General features: G+C 54.8%; 17 protein-coding genes. 3 read left to right on the top strand and 14 right to left on the bottom strand.

Annotated elements, in window-relative coordinates; translation table 11 throughout:
* Positions 1-27 precede the first annotated feature (27 nt).
* From ACHZCX_RS18340 to argJ, 8 genes are all read right to left on the bottom strand, one after another.
* Positions 28-1,071, bottom strand: coding sequence for an ABC transporter permease (locus ACHZCX_RS18340; protein ID WP_319588637.1), 1,044 nt, complete (start codon positions 1,069-1,071; stop codon positions 28-30).
* Positions 1,072-1,075: 4 nt separating this feature from the next.
* Complete coding sequence (locus ACHZCX_RS18335; protein WP_319588636.1) at positions 1,076-2,119, bottom strand: ABC transporter permease subunit; 1,044 nt, start codon at positions 2,117-2,119, stop codon at positions 1,076-1,078.
* Positions 2,120-2,198: 79 nt separating this feature from the next.
* Positions 2,199-2,591 (bottom strand): hypothetical protein, encoded by a 393-nt coding sequence (locus tag ACHZCX_RS18330; RefSeq protein WP_319588635.1) that lies wholly within the window; start codon positions 2,589-2,591, stop codon positions 2,199-2,201.
* Between the two features lie 143 nt (positions 2,592-2,734).
* On the bottom strand, positions 2,735-3,982 hold the full coding sequence (locus tag ACHZCX_RS18325) for a valine--pyruvate transaminase (RefSeq protein ID WP_319588634.1): 1,248 nt from the start codon (positions 3,980-3,982) through the stop codon (positions 2,735-2,737).
* Between the two features lie 495 nt (positions 3,983-4,477).
* Positions 4,478-5,002 (bottom strand): histidine phosphatase family protein, encoded by a 525-nt coding sequence (locus tag ACHZCX_RS18320; RefSeq protein ID WP_319588633.1) that lies wholly within the window; start codon positions 5,000-5,002, stop codon positions 4,478-4,480.
* On the bottom strand, positions 4,974-5,717 hold the full coding sequence (locus ACHZCX_RS18315; protein WP_319588632.1) for a ParA family protein: 744 nt from the start codon (positions 5,715-5,717) through the stop codon (positions 4,974-4,976). The genes ACHZCX_RS18320 and ACHZCX_RS18315 overlap by 29 nt, the downstream gene beginning before the upstream one ends.
* The gene (locus tag ACHZCX_RS18310) at positions 5,714-7,267 is read right to left on the bottom strand and encodes a CHAD domain-containing protein (RefSeq protein WP_319588631.1); all 1,554 of its coding nucleotides are present in this window, start codon (positions 7,265-7,267) and stop codon (positions 5,714-5,716) included. The genes ACHZCX_RS18315 and ACHZCX_RS18310 overlap by 4 nt, the downstream gene beginning before the upstream one ends.
* Before the next feature lie 12 nt (positions 7,268-7,279).
* Positions 7,280-8,464 (bottom strand): bifunctional glutamate N-acetyltransferase/amino-acid acetyltransferase ArgJ, encoded by a 1,185-nt coding sequence (argJ, locus tag ACHZCX_RS18305; protein WP_319588630.1) that lies wholly within the window; start codon positions 8,462-8,464, stop codon positions 7,280-7,282.
* Between the two features lie 282 nt (positions 8,465-8,746).
* On the opposite strand from argJ, the gene cls reads away from it, so the two are divergent.
* Positions 8,747-10,210 carry a cardiolipin synthase gene (gene cls, locus ACHZCX_RS18300; protein ID WP_319588629.1) on the top strand — a complete coding sequence of 488 codons (1,464 nt, stop codon included), beginning with the start codon at positions 8,747-8,749 and terminating at the stop codon, positions 10,208-10,210.
* Positions 10,211-10,291: 81 nt separating this feature from the next.
* Positions 10,292-11,008 (top strand): metallophosphoesterase family protein, encoded by a 717-nt coding sequence (locus tag ACHZCX_RS18295; RefSeq protein WP_319588628.1) that lies wholly within the window; start codon positions 10,292-10,294, stop codon positions 11,006-11,008.
* Positions 11,009-11,029: 21 nt separating this feature from the next.
* On the opposite strand, the gene ACHZCX_RS18290 is transcribed toward ACHZCX_RS18295, so the two are convergent.
* The gene (locus ACHZCX_RS18290) at positions 11,030-11,443 is read right to left on the bottom strand and encodes a hypothetical protein (RefSeq protein ID WP_319588627.1); all 414 of its coding nucleotides are present in this window, start codon (positions 11,441-11,443) and stop codon (positions 11,030-11,032) included.
* 229 nt (positions 11,444-11,672) lie between these two features.
* Here ACHZCX_RS18290 and ppk2 point away from each other — a divergent pair, with 229 nt between their 5' ends.
* Positions 11,673-12,599: a polyphosphate kinase 2 gene (gene ppk2 / locus ACHZCX_RS18285; protein WP_319588626.1), complete on the top strand. Its 927-nt coding sequence runs from the start codon at positions 11,673-11,675 to the stop codon at positions 12,597-12,599.
* A gap of 84 nt (positions 12,600-12,683) precedes the next feature.
* Here ppk2 and secA read toward each other — a convergent pair whose 3' ends face one another.
* The 5 genes from secA to argS form a co-directional block, all read right to left on the bottom strand.
* Positions 12,684-15,236, bottom strand: a complete 2,553-nt coding sequence (gene secA, locus ACHZCX_RS18280; RefSeq protein WP_319588625.1) for a preprotein translocase subunit SecA — start codon at positions 15,234-15,236, stop codon at positions 12,684-12,686.
* A gap of 63 nt (positions 15,237-15,299) precedes the next feature.
* Positions 15,300-15,800, bottom strand: a complete 501-nt coding sequence (locus ACHZCX_RS18275; RefSeq protein ID WP_319588624.1) for an N-acetyltransferase — start codon at positions 15,798-15,800, stop codon at positions 15,300-15,302.
* A 102-nt stretch (positions 15,801-15,902) separates the two neighbouring features.
* Positions 15,903-16,418 (bottom strand): hypothetical protein, encoded by a 516-nt coding sequence (locus ACHZCX_RS18270; protein WP_319588623.1) that lies wholly within the window; start codon positions 16,416-16,418, stop codon positions 15,903-15,905.
* Between the two features lie 12 nt (positions 16,419-16,430).
* Positions 16,431-16,703 carry a hypothetical protein gene (locus tag ACHZCX_RS18265; RefSeq protein WP_319588622.1) on the bottom strand — a complete coding sequence of 91 codons (273 nt, stop codon included), beginning with the start codon at positions 16,701-16,703 and terminating at the stop codon, positions 16,431-16,433.
* A 141-nt stretch (positions 16,704-16,844) separates the two neighbouring features.
* Positions 16,845-18,494 carry an arginine--tRNA ligase gene (gene argS, locus ACHZCX_RS18260; protein WP_319588621.1) on the bottom strand — a complete coding sequence of 550 codons (1,650 nt, stop codon included), beginning with the start codon at positions 18,492-18,494 and terminating at the stop codon, positions 16,845-16,847.
* Between the last annotated feature and the right edge of the window lie 2 nt (positions 18,495-18,496).

Genomic DNA, 18,496 nt, shown 5'->3' with positions numbered 1-18,496 from the left:
GACTGGAGAATTTCTCCGGTCCCTTTTTTATTTCCGGGGATCGAATGCCTCCCGCAGGGCTTCACCAATAAAAATGAGTAGAACTAGTGTACCGACAAGGACCACAAAAGTTGAAAGTGAAAGCCACCATGCCTCAATATTGGCCTTGCCTTGGGACAGTAATTCTCCGAGGCTTGGTGTTGAGGGAGGAACCCCGAGTCCAAGAAAATCGAGACTGGTCAACGCCAATATCGCCCCAGACATGCGGAAAGGCAGAAAGGTGATCACCGGGGTCATGCTATTGGGCAAAAGATGCCTATACATGATGGTGCCATTGCCAACGCCGAGGGCTTTGGCCGCCTTGACATACTCCATGTTTCTTCCCTTGAGGAACTCGGCCCGAACATAATCGGCTAAACCCATCCAGCCAAACATCGACAATAAAATGAGCAGCAGCAGCAGGCTGGGCTGAAAAATAGAGGCGAAGATAATCAAGAGATACAGCTCGGGCATGGAGCCCCACAGTTCGATAAAACGTTGAAAAATCAAATCAAACCGGCCGACAAAATACCCCTGCAGCGCACCCGCAACAATCCCCAGCAAGGTCCCTACTACTGTTAGGGCGGCGCCAAAAAGTATGCTCAACCGGAACCCATAAATGAGCCGCGCCAAGACATCGCGACCGCGATCATCAGTGCCAAGAAAATTGTCCCGACTGGGCGGTGCGGGCACCGGTCGATCCAATGTCAGATTGATTGAGTTGAAGCTATGGGGGTTGGGAGGGAAAAGAGCAAAATTAGAGCCGGTTGTGAGGCGCTCAAGCATATAAGGATCACGGTAGTCGGTCTCGGTTGCAAAATCGCCCCCAAAAACCGTTTCCGGATACACCTGCGCCAAAGGAAAGTACAACTGCCCTTCATAACGAATGAGCAGCGGTTTATCATTGCTGAGTACCTCGGCAAACAGGCTGAAACCGAAAAGCAGTACAAAAAACACCAGGGAATAAAAACCACGCCCATTTTTTCTAAACCGGATCCAGCGCTTGCGGCCAAGGCTGGCGGCCTTCCCCTTTATCTCCTTTACCTGTTTCATTTGCCTATTGCCTGCCTTCAAAACTGATGCGCGGATCAACCACGACATAGGAAAGATCGGAGAGCAACCGCGAGATGAGGCCGATAATAGTGAAAAAATAGAGGGTGCCCAAAACCACCGGATAATCGCGGTTCATGACCGATTCGTAGGCCAAAAGCCCCATGCCATCCAGGGAAAAAATGGTTTCGATCAGCAGGCTGCCGGTAAAAAAGGCGGTGATGAAACTGCCAGGGAAGCCGGTAATGATCGGGATAATGGCATTTCGGAAGACGTGCTTGTAGAGCACCTGCCTCTCATCAAGCCCTTTTGCTCGTGCGGTGACCACATACTGCTTCCGAATCTCCTCAAGAAATGAATTTTTGGTGAGCAGGGTCATTACCGCCAGGCTACCGACCGTGGAAGCAATGATAGGAAGCACCATGTGCCAAAGGTAGTCAAGGACTTTGCCTATGGCACTCAAGTCGTTCCAATTGTCCGAAATCAGCCCACGCAGGGGAAAAATGTTCCAAAAACTGCCGCCGCCAAAAAGAACAATCAGCACAATTCCGAGAACAAAACCGGGGATGGCGTAGCCGACAAGAATAACGGCACTGGTCAGGACGTCAAATGTTGAGCCGTCGCGCACTGCTTTGGCTATGCCCAGCGGGATACAGATCGTATAGACAATGAGAAAACTCCAGAGCCCGAGTGACATTGAGACTGGCAGCTTGGAGACGACCAATTGGGCGACGCTCATGTGGTGGTAATAGGATCTCCCAAAATCAAAGACCAGATATTGCCGCATCATGGTGGCAAAACGGGTCAGTGCCGGCTGATCGAAGCCATAGAGTTTTTTCAACTGCTCGACCCGTTCCTGATCCAATCCCTTGTTCCCCTGATACAGCCCGCCGCCAGAGGTTTCGCCGCCAGCACCGTAACCGCTCAATTGCGCCATCAACCGTTCCACCGGGCCACCCGGTACAAATTGGGTGATGACAAAGGTGATCAGCATGATCCCGAAAAGGGTCGGTATCATCAGCAAAAACCGCTTGAGAATATACAATGCCATCAGCCTCTCCTTACGCAACTCTGGAAGGCGAAAGATGCTATCGAAGAGGAAATGCGGTACAATTTATTATCCATTCAATTCAAGAAATTTTGATGCCACCGATAAAATCCGAATCATCGTTGTGCATGGTTGGTTTTCGCTGCCGTTCTAGACCACGGATGGGTTCCTCCTCCTGAATCTGCTCAACCGCCATCACCTTCGGGGCGGCAGCAACTGAACGCTGTTTTATGATGGGAGGCGGAGGGGCTGCCGGTGCGGCTTCCACGACCTCCTCGACTACCATTTCTTCCCCGGTCGGTCGCTTAAGAAAGGCCAACACACCATCCTGCAGCAGGGTCACATCGACCAGTTCCCAGGACTGTCCGCCCAACTGATTCAAGGTCTTCTCCATCTCTTCATCATCGACATATTTATCGCCCAGCAGGCCATCTTTCGTGAATTCAAAAAGAATGGTCCGGTATTGCCACAACATTGTTTGTTCTCCTTTTGGTGTTTTCACGGATCACAATCCCTCGTTTTGCGTGCAGAGTTTCCATCATGGAATTGCGGTGAGGTTGTTTCTTCTATTCTTTTCCAGGGAATCGTAGCCTTTTGGTACTTCTTAGCCTGGACTGCTCAGGCAAGGATCGCCCGGAGTTCCTCGGCGATGATATGGATGCCCCGCCGCACAGCCTCTTCCTCCTGCGAGTAGGTGATGCGGAGACATTCGTCGGTGTGCCTCCAGCCGGGAGCTAGTCCAGGGAAAAAATAATCCCCGGAGACCACCACCACCCCTCTCTTCTTCAACCGTTCATACAACTGCCGGCCGGAAAGGGGCAGGCCGGGAAACCAAAGCCACAAAAACATAGCTCCCTCGGGAACATGCACTTTATAGGCAATCCCTTTAAAACACTCTTGCAAACAGGTCAGGGCCCGTTGCATTTTGTGCTGATAAAAGGGTTTAATCACCTCCCGGCTCAGGCGAATGATCTCACCGGAACGGATAATCTCTGTGGTCAGCATGGCGCCGAAACTGCCGGGCGCCAGATTCACCACGGCATTCACCCCGGAAAGAAGGCGGATCATCTCTTTGCCTGCAATGACGATCCCGGTGCGCACAGCAGGCAGGCCGAATTTGGAGAGCGACATGCACAAAATCAGGTTTTCGTTCCAAACCGGGGTTGCCTCAGTGTAGATCATCCCCGGAAAAGGGACCCCATAGGCATTATCGATGATGAAGGGAATCTCATTTTCTTCGGCTAGACGGGCCAATCTGGCGATCTCATCGTCGGTAAGGACGTTGCCGGTTGGGTTGGTCGGCCGGGAGACACAGAGAGCACCGATCTCGTCGGTGATAGTGATCCCCTCAAAATCGACCCGGTACTTAAAAAAATGATCGCCGATCATTTCGATACGCGGCCGTACCGACACAAAAAAATCGTCCACCAGGCCAAGGTCAGCATAACCAATGTATTCGGGAGCCATCGGCAGGAGTATTTTGCGTTTGCCGCCATTGCCCGTTGTCCCGGCCAGGACGTTAAAGAGGAGAAAAAAGGCGCCCTGGCTGCCGTTGGTCAAACAAATATTTTCCTCGGTCAAATCCCAGCCATATTCACGACGCAATAGACTCGCCAGGGCTTGGAGAAATTCACCTTCGCCCCGGGGCGGATCATAGGTCCCGATCAATCGCCGCAATAATTGTTCATCATCGGTCAGCGTGCGCAGGCGCTCTGCCATAACCGTCTGAATTTCAGGGATATGACCGGGATTGCCACCGCCCATCATGATCTTTCCACCTTCGGCCAAGGCAGTGCCGAGATCATCCATCAACGAAAGGATACCAGCGCCCGCGGAAAGTTTTTCACCGAATGCCGAGAGTTTCATGAATTCTTAACGCCCATTCTGAACAAAATCATAAACTGGCTCCCTGTAATCGCTGGCCGTACACCCAGTCACATCTGCTCCCTCCAGGTATCGCCAGGAGGATCGAACCGAAAATTTTACCAGCTTCGAAGGAAAATTCCACCTGATATGTGGAAAAGCAGCAAGGAGAGCTGCACATAATCTTTGGGGAACTGCAGGGTGGTTAGCCGACCTTCCGCTCAGGGCGACAAACGAGGGGCATAGAAATGACAGGGCATGCCAGAAGTGGACAGAACCACCTGTGATGGCAACTCCCGTGACTTAAAGCCGTATGCCCGGCAGCCTTTGGGTTGGCGAGGATCATAGGTGATGAAAAAATTCCGGCATTTGAAACAGTCCGGCTCTCGTTCCCTATTCCGCGTACTCACATCGACCACATCACGGTATTGTTGGTTATTGGGTCAGGGGAGACGAGTTAGCAAACGGCTTCTCAACTTCACCGAGCTGAGGGGCAGCTCATTCCTGTTTTTTGGGAAAGTCGAAAAAGAGCAGTGTTCCCTTGCCTGCCGCAAGTTCCAGCCACGAGACCATGGCAAATTCAAGCGCCACGATGCCGCTTGTCGGGATATTGTCGATCGCGAGTCCGCCGAGTGTGTTGGCCAAGGCCGTGCTTTCGGGATTGTGGCCGACCAGAAGCAGCGTGTTCACCTGCGGTGCCATCTCCTGCACTATCTTGATCAGCACCGGAACCGTAGCCGCGTACAGGATGGGATTGGGCTGCACTTGCTCCAGCGGATAGCCCAACTGGCCGGCATAATGGACGGCGGTGCCAAGGGCTCGTGCTGCCGGGCTGGTCATGATCAGGTCCGGTCGTATACCCCGCTGCAGCAGACGGCGGCCCATATCCGGAGCATCGCGCTCGCCGCGCTTATTCAGCGGACGGTCAAAATCGTTGAGACTTGTATCCAACCAGCTCGATTTGGCGTGGCGGCAAATCAACAACCGCTTCTTTTCAGACCTGAGTACGGTTTTGAATTTCATGCCATAAGCTCTCATAGGCGGCAGCAGCATTCGAACCGGGAAGGGCAGCGGCAACAGGCTGCCGGTAGACCCCCATCCGTTCAATGTCTGCCGAGTAGGGTATGGTGCTCTGCAGAACACCCTCCTTTTCCAGCATGGACTGCATCAACTCGGAATGCATCTTTTTTCGTTTCTCAACCATGGAAAAAAAGATGAGCACCTTTTCGCGCCCTTCCCCGATCTCATCGAGGAAGGTGAACAGTTGCTCGAGCGAAAGCAGGGAAAGGGTAGTGGGAATCACCGGCGCCAGGATGCAATCAGCGGCATAAAAAATGTTTTCCGACAACAGGGTGAGGTTCGGCGGACAATCGAGAATGATCCGGTCATACTCCTCGAGCAGTGGCTGCAATACCTTGCTCAGACGTTTATGCGATTTTTTGCACTCGTCCAGAGCGATATCGATGTTACGGTAGGAAAAATCAGCGGGCAGCATATCAAGGCCGGGATAATCTGTACCCCGGATATTTGTTTCGATGTGCTTACCGCCCTTGAGCAGCTTCTTGGAGCTGAATTTCTCAGGCGAACGAATGCGGAAATAGAAGGAAGCTGACCCTTGCGGATCCATGTCGAGGAGCAGGGTTTTTCCCGGTTGTTGCGAGGAGAGGTAGGCAAGATTAACCGAGGTGGCTGTCTTTCCCACTCCTCCTTTGATATTGTACACCGCGATAATGCTCATGAAGGCTCCTGTTTTTTCCGGAAAAGCTGGTGAAAGAGTGCCATAGTTTCCGGATCGCTGAACTGATCAAAGGCCTCTGCAAAATGGTCGCGCAGCGCCTGTTGTTCCTGAAACAGACTCTGCATAAGGCCACCAAGAGCAGCCGCCAGTTCAAGATTGCGCCGCGACTCGCCGCGTTGTTTCGTAAGATTCAGCCGGAGCATCTCCAGTTGTACCGAGAGGTCGTTAAAGCTGCCCAGAATATCTTGCAACTTTTTCAGTTGCCGGACCACCCTTTGAACTTCTTCTTTGGGATACAAAGAACTAAAAAATTCAATGGCGTAGCGCAGTTTTTTGCACTGGATGCGCAGCCGATGCACCTCGGCGTCGGGCGTGGCAGTGTTCAATGCCTTGCCCTCGCGCAAGACTCGTTTGAAGCGCTTGACGATAATTCGCCCAGCCAGTTCTCCGACCGGTATCCCGGCTAAAGGTGCCGGTTGCAGATCTTGATTGTGCAGGGCGCGCTGCCAAGCGGCCAAGATGGTTTTGCTTTTTTTGGCTCGCAAAACCCGCACCAGTTTTTTTTGTTCGACCTGACGCCTGCGGGCCAGTTCGGCAAAAAAACCATTCAACCCTGGTTGCAAGGCGGGTGGTAAACGGTTGAGATAATCGTCCCGGTTGAGCAGATAGACATCAAGATCACGGGTGGGTCCGGTCAAGCTGCCGAGAAGGCCGAAATCGCGCTTGAATCGCTCCACCATCGCGTCGGGTAGCACCTTCGTTACCAGGCTCAAGCCTGACCGGGTGCGGCGAATGGCGACCCGGAGATCGTGCAGGAATTCAGAGTCCCAATCCTCAAGGACTCCAGGAATATTGCGCTTGATACTCTCCAGGAGCGATTGATAGATGCGGACCATGGCCTGCCGGGCCGTGCAGGCGGGGTCGAGCACTAGAGAGAATTTCGAGCTGTAATCGAGCGGTTGGCGGCCTGCTACTCGGCACCCCTCTTCAAAACCAATCAGCGGCGAGGCGTTTTGCCGGACGCCGTTCTCCTCCAAAATGCGACGGACATGCGCCAGCTCCTGATCATAGCCGCGCAGACCGAACAAACGGATCAGGCGAAAGATTGACTTTTTTCCGGCAGGCTGCTGGGTTTCAACAACAATCCGGGCCACGGTTTTTTCATCCCGGTTGAGCAGACGGATCTGGCAGCCTTTTAAGCCCACAGTCGCCAGCGGCAAAAGACAGCGAACACCCAGGATCGGCTCCAGAATCTCCCTGAGCCTGCCCGGAGGGAAATCCTGGGCAAAACGAGAGCCTTTCAGTTCCGGCCCGCCCTGCTGCACCGTCACTTCGCAGCTGTCACCGTGGTAGAGAGTCCAGGACTGCCCATGGCAATGAAGCAGATAGCCCTGTTGATAGAGCCGCCAATCAAAGGAGTCGGTGTAGACCACCGTGGCGGCGTATTCCGGAGTAACGACGAGATTGAACTCCGCAGCCAAGGCGGACTGGAGCGCATCGACCTGCAACAAATCGGGCATGTACCAAGTGTCCGCTCCGGGGTGCTGCATCGTTCACATCCCTCAACTCCGGTAATCGGCGTTGATCTTGACGTAGTCGTAGGAAAAATCGCAGGTGTAAACTTCGGCCTCGGCGGTGCCCTCGCTGAGATGCACAGTCACGGTGAATTCGCGCTGTTTGAGCACCTCGGTGGCGGCGACCTCTTGCTCGGCTCCCAGCGCCTGGCCGTTTTCCACCAACTTGACCGCATCAAAGCTGATAGCAACCCTGTTCTGATCAAAAGAGCATTCCGATCGACCCAGGGCGGCGATGATCCGGCCCCAGTTGGCATCTTCGCCAAAAAAGGCGGTCTTGACCAAAGCCGAATTGGCAATGGTCTGGGCAGCGCTCATGGCCTCGGCCTCGTCCCGAGCCCCGGTGATCTTGATCGTCACCAGCTTGGTGGCGCCCTCGCCGTCGGCGACAATCTTCAACGCCAACTCTTTAAAAACGCCGTGCAGGGCCGCACCGAACTGGGCGGAAGCTGCCTTATTTTCATCGTCTATCCAGGTGTTACCGGCGGCGCCGTTGGCCATAACCAGCACCATATCATTGGTGGAGGTGTCGCCATCGACGGTGATCCGGTTGAAACTTTTCTCCACCCCGGATTTAACCAGGTGGTTGAGTACCGGAAAAACAATCCGCGCATCAGTGACTACAAAACAGAGCATGGTGGCCATATCGGGCATGATCATCCCCGAGCCTTTGGCCACGCCGAGAATGGATACTTCAACTCCGTCGATGACCACCGTGGCGGTAGCGATCTTGGGAACCAAATCCGTGGTCATGATGGCTTGGGCCAGTTGGTCGAACCCATCCTCGGAAAGATTGGTCACGAGTCCGGGCATGGCCTTGGCAAAGGGTTCTGTCCGCAGCTGCTGACCAATCACCCCGGTCGAGGCCACCTGCACCAACGATTCCTCAATCCCAAGTTCCTGGGCCGCCAGGGCACCGGTGGCCAGAGCCACGTCCATCCCCTCTTTTCCGGTGCAGGCATTGGCGTTGCCGCTGTTGACCAAAATTGCCTGGGCCAAGCCGGAGCGCAACCGTTCCATATCGAGCAGAATCGGGGCCGCCTTGACCTTGTTGGTGGTAAAAGCCCCGGCGGTCACCGCTGGAACCTGCGAAAAAATCAACCCCAGATCAAACCGCCCCGCGTACCGTATCCCGGCCTGTATCGCTGCGGCTGAAAAACCTTTCACCTGCATGAAACATCCTGTTTTCTATTGAAGTTATCTGAAAAATCTCCTCGTTACTGTACCAGATACCAGGCAAAAGGAAAGTATGAAGAATTGCGCCGGCGCTAATTTTTCTTGACCATCCGCAAGGTTTTATGCCACGTTATGCCCTGGCTCAAACGGCCGGAGCAAGCAGCTACCGTTACAAAAAATCGGGACTATGCCCTACCTCACGCAAACACATTCCTTTTCAGCGCAATCAATGGCCTGCACACTAGCACCACCCGCAGGCGGTACTCGCCACTTTCTAGCATGACAGACACCTTTACCTGGGGTTTCACCAGTTGGCTCTTTCTTGCCGACCTTGCCATCCGCCTTGGTTTTTCCCTGCGCGTGATCATGCGCAAACGTGCGCCCAGCGTTTCCTTTGCCTGGCTGGTGGTCATCTTGCTGCTTCCCTTTGCCGGCGCCATAACCTACCTGCTGTTCGGTGAAAACCGGCTCGGAGAGCGGAGAGCCAATCGGCTGCTCAAGGATCGGCCGATCATTCGGGAATGGTCCAGCGCCCTGCGGAATAAAGCGGCAATCGATTGGAGCACGATCAATCCGGAATGCCTGCCCCTGGACCGGCAGATCATGGCCACCACAGGCATCCCGACCATGCCCGGAAACCATCTGGAGCTGATCGATGAACCCGTCCGCTTTTTCTCTCTGCTGATCGACGATATCCGCTGCGCTCGATCCAGTTGTTATCTTGAATTTTATGTACTGAACGTGGGGGGACGCATCGATGAACTGATCGAGGCCCTCCTAGCGGCACGAAAACGAGGCGTGGTCTGCCGGCTTCTGCTCGACAGCATCGGTTCCAAGCTGTTCTTACGCAGTCAAGACGCTACCCGTTTGCGCAAGGGCGGTATCGAGGTGGTTGAAGCCCTGCCGGCTGGACTCATCCGGGCCCTGTTTGTCCGCATTGACCTGCGCAATCACCGAAAAATCGCGGTGATTGACGGCGAGATCGCCTACACGGGCAGCCAGAATTTGGTCGACCCCCGTTTCTTCAAACAGGAGAACGCAGTGGGCGAGTGGGTTGACGCCATGGTCCGGATGACCGGCCCAGCGGTAGAGCTACTGACAGCTGCCTTCATGTTCGACTGGCTGCTGGAGCGAAGACAACGCCTCGCCAGCTACAAAGGAATGACCGACATTCATCCGGTGGAGCCGGTGGGGAATGCCCTGGTCCAACTAGCGCCCTCCGGCCCAGGATACGGCGAAGACACTATTCACGACCTGCTGCTGACCACCATCTACGCAGCGCGCAGGGAACTGATCCTCACCACACCCTATTTCGTGCCGGATAACGCCATCCTAGCTGCGCTCAAGTCGGCAGCGCAACGGGGTGTCGAGGTGACCATCATTCTTCCCGAAAAAAACGATTCCCGCCTGGTCCACTATGCCAGCCGCGCCCGCTTCGATGCGCTGAGCAAGGCCGGAGTGCGAATCATGGCCTTTGCCGGCGGCCTGCTCCACACCAAGACCATCACGGTTGACAACGATTTTTGCCTGTTTGGTTCGGTCAACCTCGACATGCGCAGTTTCTGGCTCAATTTCGAGATGACCCTGGTCATCTACAATAAAGACTTCACCTGCCGGGTCAGGGAACTCCAGCAAGGTTACCTGCGGCATGCTGTCGAGCACGACGCCCAAAACTTCCGGAACCGCTCCTATCGGCAGCAGTTTCTGGAAAATATCGCCTTGTTGCTGGGACCTCTTCTTTAAACTGGCTGCTCAAACTCGATACGACCGGAACGGCATTTTTGCCCGGCAACCAACCACTCTTTCCCCCACAGCCTCTCGCCCATGAAAATCCTTCTGATCAGCGACATCCACGGCAACTACCCAGCCCTTGAAGCAGTCAGTCGTGAGGCCGAGCCCCTGGCCTGCGAGCATATTTTCAATTGCGGCGACTCCCTTGTGTATGCCCCCTTTGCCAACGAAACCATCGATTGGCTGCGAACCCACCAGGCCTTCACCATCCGTGGCAACACCGACGACCGGGTGATCAAACTGCTCAAGGGCAAGAGTTTTAAAAAACCGTCCAAGCCTGAAAAAAGGGTCATGTATACTAATACGGCGGCAGCGCTTTCTCCGGAAAACAGCACCTATCTTCTTGAGCTGAAAAAGAAAAAAATCCTCCGCATCGGCCAGACCTCCATCGGCCTTTTCCACGGCAGCCCAACCGATCACGAGGAATTCCTTTGTGCCGATACCCCGGAAAAACGCTTTAAGGAACTGGCCAAAGCGACCAGCTGCGAGGTGGTGATTACTGGCCATTCTCATGTCCCGTATCACCGCTCTATCAATGGGGTACATTTTATCAACCCCGGCTCGGTGGGCAGGATGTTTGACGGCCACCCCGAGGCTTCTTACGCCATCCTAGAATTGGTTAAGGGGAAAATATCGGTCAGCCACTACCGTTGTACCTACGATGTCGAAGCCGTGGTCAAGGCGCTGGGCGAGCACCAGTTGCCGGAGATTTACGGTGAAATGTTTCGCACCGGCAGCAAACGCAATTAGACCGGGAACTCGCCGTCGGCATCAGTTTTCAATGGTGACGGCGCACCAAGCTTCATCGACCCGTGCCATGACATAGCTGAGCCCCTCCTCGGTGCAGACCTCAAGATCAAAACAGAGGGCATCTTCTCCCAGCAGACCGCCGGGGACAACAGCCCCTTTTTCTTCGGGATCTTGAACCATATCGCCAAAAAAGCAGACCGACAGCCAACGCGGCTGGTCCTCGATCACGTCAACCATGACAAACAAGGGCCGGCTGTGCCCAGAAACCGAAGCCCGAAACGAATACGTCACCCCTGGCCGGGCTTGAAATTCGAGAACAACGCCTTCCTTGCCAAACAACAAATCCGTCAGCCGGACAAATCCCTGCCTGTTGCCTTCAGGGCTCTCTGTCCATGTTTCCAGAAACCCCGCTACCGCCGTTTTCACCTCATGCATTGTCACCGCTCCTTGTTCGCTGGTGATTCGCCCTGCCAGCGAGTCGAAATAGTGCAAAAAAACGTTGTCTTTGTGAATTTTCCCACGATCTGTGCTACCGTCATATATATCTTTGCACCATTTTGCACCACGATTATCGGCCCCAGCTCAAACATCCTGATCTTTCAGGCGGAAACAATGAACGGGGAAGAACTCAATCAACCATAATTGCCAACCACAGAGGATACGCATGGGCGAAAAAAAGAAGAAGGATGAAGGCAAGGGGAAAAAGCACGACACCGACAAGGCCATCGACTTCAGGCTCCAGGAAGGCACGGCCCTCCATTTCAAGGGCGAAAAAAAGGATGACGACCGCCAGGCTATTTGGGTGAGCAAGGAAGTCCTGGCCTATGAAAAGGAGCTGAAAAAACTGCAGGTCGAGCTGATGAAGCTCCAGCAGGACATGAAAAACCGGGGAACCCGGGTGCTGGTCATTTTCGAGGGTCGCGATGCCGCCGGCAAGGGAGGCACCATCAAGCGTATATCCACTTTTCTCAATCCCCGCAACACCCGCATCGTCGCCTTGGCCGCACCCAGCGACCGCGAGGTCTCCCAGTGGTATTTTCAGCGATATGTACCTCACCTGCCTTCCGCCGGCGAACTGGTGCTCTTTGACCGTTCCTGGTACAATCGGGCCATGGTCGAACCGGTCATGGGGTTCTGCACCGACGAGCAGCACAAACGGTTCCTGAAGGATGTGCCGCTTTTTGAGGAAATGCTGGTCAAGGACGGGATCAAACTGTTCAAGTTCTACTTTTCCGTCTCCAAGGATGAACAGGCCAAGCGTTTCGAATCCCGCAAAACCGACATCCTCAAGCAGTACAAGCTCTCCCCGGTGGACAACCTGGCCCAGACCTATTGGGACCAATACACCGTCAAAAAATTCCAGATGCTCAACGAATCAAACCGCACCCTGAGCCCCTGGGCCATTCTCCGTTCCGACGACAAGAAAAAAGCACGGCTCAACTGTATCAAATACATCCTCTCCCACCTCGATTACGACAAAAAACTGCCGGACGAGGAGTTGGCCATTGACCCCAAAATTGTCATCTCCGGCATCGACGAAATCAAGCACATGGAAAAATACCTGTTTGATCCAGAGCGGCTCAGAGGATAAAAAAAAGCCGTCAGCTCCCGGGCAAAGGGTGCTGACGGCTGGTGCCGCTACATGATCTAACGACGGCCGCGCTAAACTCAGCGCTCAGCCGGTCAAGCCACAACATTTTTTGAATTTTTTCCCCGATCCGCAGGGGCAAGTGGCGTTGCGGCCAATCTTATCTTCGGCTCGCTGGATCGGTCGCCGGTCGATCTCGCCGGGCTCCGCCGCGATGGAGCGCTTGGCCTCGGCCAATTCGCGTTCGCGCTGCTGCCGCCGCTCCTCTTCGAGTCGTTCCAGCTCGTCGTCCTGAACCAGCTGGATGCGCATCAAGTTGGCAACCGTGTGCAGCTTGACCGCATCAATCAGACTCCGGAATAGATTGTACCCTTCCCGTTTGTACTCGTTCAGCGGATTTTTTTGTCCATAGCCACGCAGACCAATCCCCTCTTTAAGATGATCCATGTGCAGGAGGTGCTCCTTCCACAGCGAGTCAACCATCTGCAGCAGGACCATCCGCTCAAGCTGCCGCATCTGCTCTTCGCCATTGCGTTCCTCCTGGCGGGCATAGGCCTGCTGGACAGTTTCCCGCAATTTCTCGGCAAAAGATTCTTGATCGAGATTTTGGCGCTCCTCCGCCGGCCAGTCGAGCTCGATATTAAACACCTGTCCGATCCGTTCCTCGATCGCCGACCAGTCCCACTCATCGGCCACCTTTTTTAAGGCAAACTCCCCTATCACCTGATCCAGCAAGTCGTTGATCATGTCGCCCACGATCGGCTGAACGTTTTCGCCCTCCAGCACCTCGCGCCGCTGGCTATAGATGACCTCACGCTGTTTGTTCATGACGTCATCGTATTCAAGCAGGTGCTTGCGGATATCGAAGTTGTGGCCCTCGACCTTGCGCTGGGCGTTTTCGATCGCTCGGGAAACCATCGAATGTTCGATGGGTTCGTCCTCCTCCATCCCCAGCTTGTCCATGATACTGCTCAGCCGGTCGGAACCGAAGATGCGTAGCAGATCATCCTCCAGCGACAGAAAAAACCGGGAGGTACCGGGATCACCCTGGCGTCCGGAGCGGCCGCGCAGCTGGTTGTCGATGCGGCGGCTTTCGTGACGGCTGGTGCCAAGGATATGCAGGCCCCCAAGCTCGCGCACCCCATCGCCCAGCTTAATGTCAGTGCCGCGGCCCGCCATGTTGGTGGCAATAGTCACCTTGCCCTGCTGGCCAGCCCCGGCAATGATTTCAGCCTCGCGCTCGTGTTGCTTGGCGTTGAGCACATCGTGCGGTATTCCTTCCTTGGCCAGCATCTTGGCGATCTTTTCGGAGATATCGATGGAGATCGTGCCCACCAGAATTGGCTGGCCCTTTTCGTGCAGTTCTTTGATTTCCCTGACGATATTGCGATATTTTGCCTGCTGGTTCTTGTAGATGAGATCGGCATAGTCCTTGCGGATCATCTTCTGGTGGGTGGGAATGACCACAACGTCGAGGTTGTAGATTTTTTTGAACTCGGGTGCCTCGGTGTCGGCGGTGCCGGTCATGCCCGCCAGTTTGTTGTACATGCGGAAATAGTTCTGGAAGGTGATCGAGGCGAGTGTCTGGTTCTCCTTCTCGACCTTAACGCCTTCCTTTGCCTCAAGGGCCTGATGGAGTCCATCGGAGTAGCGGCGTCCCTCCATGGTGCGGCCGGTGAACTCGTCGACAATGACCACAGCCCCATTCTTGACGATATAGTCGACGTCGCGCTGGAAAATAAAATGAGCCTTAAGCGCCTGGTTGATGTGGTGGAGCTGATTGATGTTGCGTGGATCGTAAAGATTATCCACCTCCAGCAGCTTTTCACCCAAAGCCACGCCCTCGTCAGTGAGCATGATCTGGCGGGATTTTTCCTCCTTGGTGAAGTGCTCTTCCGCCTTGAAATGCTTCATGATCCGGTCGACCTTGAGATACAGATCGGTGGACATATCAGCCGCACCGGAGATAATCAGGGGTGTCCGGGCCTCGTCAATGAGAATGGAGTCGACCTCGTCAACAATGGCGTAGCTGAATCCTCGCTGACAGTAATCCTTCAAGGAAAACTTCATGTTGTCGCGGAGATAGTCGAAGCCGAACTCGTTGTTGGTCCCGTAGGTGATGTCCGCTCCGTAGGCTTCTCGCCGCTCTTCGTCGCTCAACTCGTGGAGGATGCAACCGCAGGTCATGCCGAGGAAGCGGTACACCTCGCCCATCCACTGAACGTCGCGGCGAGCCAGGTAATCGTTGACCGTGACCACATGCACCCCTTTGCCGTTGAGAGCATTGAGGTAGATCGGCGCAGTCGAGGTCAGGGTTTTCCCCTCGCCGGTTTTCATCTCAGCGATCATACCATGGTGGAGTACGATGCCGCCGATCAACTGCACATCGTAATGCCGCTCGCCGAGCACGCGCCGGGCGGCCTCGCGGACCACGGCAAAGGCCTCGGGCAACAGTTCATCGAGCGTTGCGCCCTGGGCTATCCGCTCGCGGAACTCGACGGTCTTAGCGGCCAGCTCGGCGTCGGAAAGCGACTCGATCGAGGCCTCCAGCTCGTTGATCGTCTTGACGATCCGCCGGTATTGCTTGATCATCCTGTCGTTTTTGCTGCCGAATACCTTGGCAAGTACCCTTCCTACCATTATGCGTCTCCCATCAAGGGCACAGAGCCCTCAGGATTAGTGAAAATTGCGTGATTTCGAGGATTACGGCTTGGTTCCCGGGACGGTGGTGCGGATCAGGGCGTCCTCGTCACAGTCGGGGAATTTAGCACAGTGGATGCAATCGCTCCAGATCTTGTGCGGCAGATCCTGTTTATCCCGGTCCTCAAACCCGAATTTCCGAAAAAACGGGGCCTGATAGGTGAGAACAAAGACCTTGTTGATCTCCAGACTTTTGGCCTCGTCCAGGCAGGACTCGACCAGCATGGCGCCGATGCCGCATTTTTGTCTGTCCTCGGCCACGGCCAGTGAGCGGATCTCTGCCAGATCGTCCCAGCAAATGTGGAGAGCGCAGATCCCAAGAATGGTACCCGCCTCCTCGTAGACGACAAAATCACGCAAACTGTCGTACAGGGAACTGATCGAACGGGGCAGCATCAACCCTTTGTTGGCAAAAATTGTCAGCAGGGCATGAATGGACCGGACATCGCCCATCCGGGCAGGACGTATTCTGCCGGTTCTCTCATTTTTTTGTGGTGCTGCCATATCATATACCCTCTCTTTTAGACTGAAGCAGAAACACGCCCTCTCCGCAGGCGGCTGCGAACTTCAGGCTGGCAACAAGCCTTTCGGCGGCCGTCTTTGCAATTATGCGCCAACAGTCGTCAGTTTGCGATAAAAAAACCAGTTTCCCTGGCCGACAACCATGCCGATGACGAGCAGAAAGACAGCATTCAACCAGGTCCTCGGCTCAAGTAGCAGGAGCAGAATAAGCCCCATGCCCACTCCATAGGCGCCCCCGGACGACAGATTGAGCATCGTTGCGGTCCAAAGGGGAAATTTACGTTCCAGAATTCCTGTCACCGGCCGGGCAACGACAAAGAAACAGAGATACGAGCAGAGAAGCAGCGGCAAAAATCCATAAACCGCCCAGGTGACGACGGTTTTATGTAACAGGTGCTCTTGCCGCAACAGACCGGATTTGATAAAAATCAGGGCAAGCAAAGTCAGGAGATGCGCCAAAAAAAAGAAGGCCACCGGCAAGAGGGCCGGGACATAGACGACCAGATGCTTTCTGACATGCTGGGTGACGGCCTTGCGTACGGACAAAACAAGGGGGACACGCGCTCTCCGCACTCCGCGCTGATTTCTTTTGGTTCTCATTCCTGATGTTCTTTAGGGGGCTGATGTTCGTTGTTGTTGCCGCGACATGTCGTTTTCCTCAACTGTTTTGACCGGGGGCTGTTTCGAGGATCCCGAGATCGGCTCGGCATTGGTCCGAGGCGGCAGAAGAATGGTCTGTCCCGCCCAGATGCCGAGCAGGAACATCCAGAGAAAAAGACAAAAACAGACGACGACCAGCCCAAACATCCCGCGCCAGCCAAGCTCGATGCGGAAGCGCTTGTTCTTCCCCTCAACCGGAGGCGCCTTTCGCCTAAACAGTCCCACAGCTCCCTGTGCTTGTCCTAGCCATGACCACCGGATCGTTTTCGCCTGTTGTTTCGATTGACTTTAAGCGCTTATCAGTAAGTATTCCATCGAGAAAAGCAAGTATGGAACAGAAAATAACCATAGCGCCTCCTCTCCTTTCTACATGCTTTCCGGTGCTGTCAGGCCGACCAGATGAAGGCCGTTACGGAAGACCCGCTTCAATCCGCCACAGAGGGCTAGGCGCGCCCCGGTCAACTCCAGGTCAGCGGTCAGCACTTTGTGTTTGTTGTAAAAACCATGGAACTGGCCAGCTAGCTCCATCAGATAGAAAATCACGCGATGAGGCGCCAGGTCGGCCGCAGCCCCGGCGACCATCTGGGGATAATCGGCCAGGGTCTTGAGGAGGGCGTACTCCTCGGGTTCGACCAGCCGATCCAACGCCTGATCCGCCGAATCGACCGCTATCCCCTGCTCCAGAGCCTGCCTTTCGATACTGCACAAACGGGCATGGGCATATTGGACGTAAAAGACCGGATTTTCTTGGCTCTGCTTCTTAGCAAGGTCAAGATCGAACTCGATTAGATTGTCGGGCTTGCGCATGAGGAAGAAAAACCGCAGAGCATCAGGGCCCACCTCGTCGACCAGTTCATCCACAGTGACAAAGGTAGCCTTGCGGGTTGACATTTTCACCTGCTTACCGTCGCGAAGCAGGGTGACGAACTGGTAGAGGACAACGGTGATCCGGGAATCGTCGTAGCCCAGAGCTCGGATCCCGGCCATTACATCGGGGACGGTGGCGATGTGATCGGAGCCGAAAACATTGATCATCCAATCATAGCCGCGCTTGAATTTATCGCAATGATAGGCGATGTCCGGCAGCCGGTAAGTGGGCTCGCCGGTCCCCTTGATAATCACCCGGTCCTGCTCCTGGCCGAACTCGGAGGTCTTGAACCAGGTGGCCCCTTCTTTTTCGTAGACTAGGTCTCGGGCCCGCAAGGTTTCGACCACCTCGTTAATCCGGCCATCCTCGTAGAGGGTGTGCTCGTTGAAATAGGTGTCAAAGCCGATGCCTATCCGTTTCAAGGTGGCGTCGATATCAGCAAAAATCGCCTGCTGAGCCCTGTCCTTGAAGATAGTGACCTCGGCATCCTTGAACGAATCGCCACCGTCGGTGATCATCGCTCGGGCGATGTCATAAATATAATCGCCTTGATAACCGTCTTCCGGAAAAGTGTTGGGGAAGCCCTGCAGCTCCAGGTAACGCGCCTTGGTCGATTCCCCCAGAATCCGCATCTGGCGGCCGGCATCGTTGAAATAGTATTCGCGCTGGACCGCGTAGCCGCTTGCTGCCAGAACCCGGGCAATGGCGTCGCCCAGCACGGCGTTGCGACCATGGCCAACACTCAGGGGTCCGGTGGGATTGGCACTGACAAATTCGACCAGAACCCGGCGGCCGCCGCCGGTGTCGGAGCTGCCGAAACGCTCGTCCTGCTCGTAAATCGGGGCGAGTACTGTGGCCCAGATTGCCTTATTGATGAACAGATTGATAAAGCCTGGACCGGCAATCTCAACCCGATCGATCATCGGCTGGCTACCAAGCAGTTCGGCGAAGGGGACGGCCAGATCGCGCGGCTTGCGCTTGTCGACTCCGGCCGCTACCATGGCAAAATTGGTGGAAAAATCTCCCTGGCCTTCGCGCTTGGGCACCTCGATGGTATACCGGCCGCCTGCGGCCTCAGTCCAGTGACCCAGCCGGACGCCCTCGCTGAAACAATGATCGACAATTTCTTTAATCTTCGATTTTATCATGA

The organism is uncultured Desulfobulbus sp. (assembly GCF_963662935.2).
Lineage (GTDB): Bacteria > Desulfobacterota > Desulfobulbia > Desulfobulbales > Desulfobulbaceae > Desulfobulbus.
The sequence above is the reverse complement of the archived record's forward strand: the minus strand, read 5'-3'. Positions and strand labels throughout refer to the sequence as shown.

Excerpts from the sequence above, each read along its gene's own strand:
- ACHZCX_RS18340 (WP_319588637.1), bottom strand. The coding sequence starts at position 1,071 with ATGAAACAGGTAAAGGAGATAAAGGGGAAGGCCGCCAGCCTTGGCCGC.
- ACHZCX_RS18335 (WP_319588636.1), bottom strand. The coding sequence starts at position 2,119 with ATGGCATTGTATATTCTCAAGCGGTTTTTGCTGATGATACCGACCCTT.
- ACHZCX_RS18330 (WP_319588635.1), bottom strand. The coding sequence starts at position 2,591 with ATGTTGTGGCAATACCGGACCATTCTTTTTGAATTCACGAAAGATGGC.
- ACHZCX_RS18325 (WP_319588634.1), bottom strand. The coding sequence starts at position 3,982 with ATGAAACTCTCGGCATTCGGTGAAAAACTTTCCGCGGGCGCTGGTATC.
- ACHZCX_RS18320 (WP_319588633.1), bottom strand. The coding sequence starts at position 5,002 with ATGAAATTCAAAACCGTACTCAGGTCTGAAAAGAAGCGGTTGTTGATT.
- ACHZCX_RS18315 (WP_319588632.1), bottom strand. The coding sequence starts at position 5,717 with ATGAGCATTATCGCGGTGTACAATATCAAAGGAGGAGTGGGAAAGACA.
- ACHZCX_RS18310 (WP_319588631.1), bottom strand. The coding sequence starts at position 7,267 with ATGCAGCACCCCGGAGCGGACACTTGGTACATGCCCGATTTGTTGCAG.
- argJ (WP_319588630.1), bottom strand. The coding sequence starts at position 8,464 with ATGCAGGTGAAAGGTTTTTCAGCCGCAGCGATACAGGCCGGGATACGG.
- cls (WP_319588629.1), top strand. The coding sequence starts at position 8,747 with ATGACAGACACCTTTACCTGGGGTTTCACCAGTTGGCTCTTTCTTGCC.
- ACHZCX_RS18295 (WP_319588628.1), top strand. The coding sequence starts at position 10,292 with ATGAAAATCCTTCTGATCAGCGACATCCACGGCAACTACCCAGCCCTT.
- ACHZCX_RS18290 (WP_319588627.1), bottom strand. The coding sequence starts at position 11,443 with ATGCATGAGGTGAAAACGGCGGTAGCGGGGTTTCTGGAAACATGGACA.
- ppk2 (WP_319588626.1), top strand. The coding sequence starts at position 11,673 with ATGGGCGAAAAAAAGAAGAAGGATGAAGGCAAGGGGAAAAAGCACGAC.
- secA (WP_319588625.1), bottom strand. The coding sequence starts at position 15,236 with ATGGTAGGAAGGGTACTTGCCAAGGTATTCGGCAGCAAAAACGACAGG.
- ACHZCX_RS18275 (WP_319588624.1), bottom strand. The coding sequence starts at position 15,800 with ATGGCAGCACCACAAAAAAATGAGAGAACCGGCAGAATACGTCCTGCC.
- ACHZCX_RS18270 (WP_319588623.1), bottom strand. The coding sequence starts at position 16,418 with ATGAGAACCAAAAGAAATCAGCGCGGAGTGCGGAGAGCGCGTGTCCCC.
- argS (WP_319588621.1), bottom strand. The coding sequence starts at position 18,494 with ATGATAAAATCGAAGATTAAAGAAATTGTCGATCATTGTTTCAGCGAG.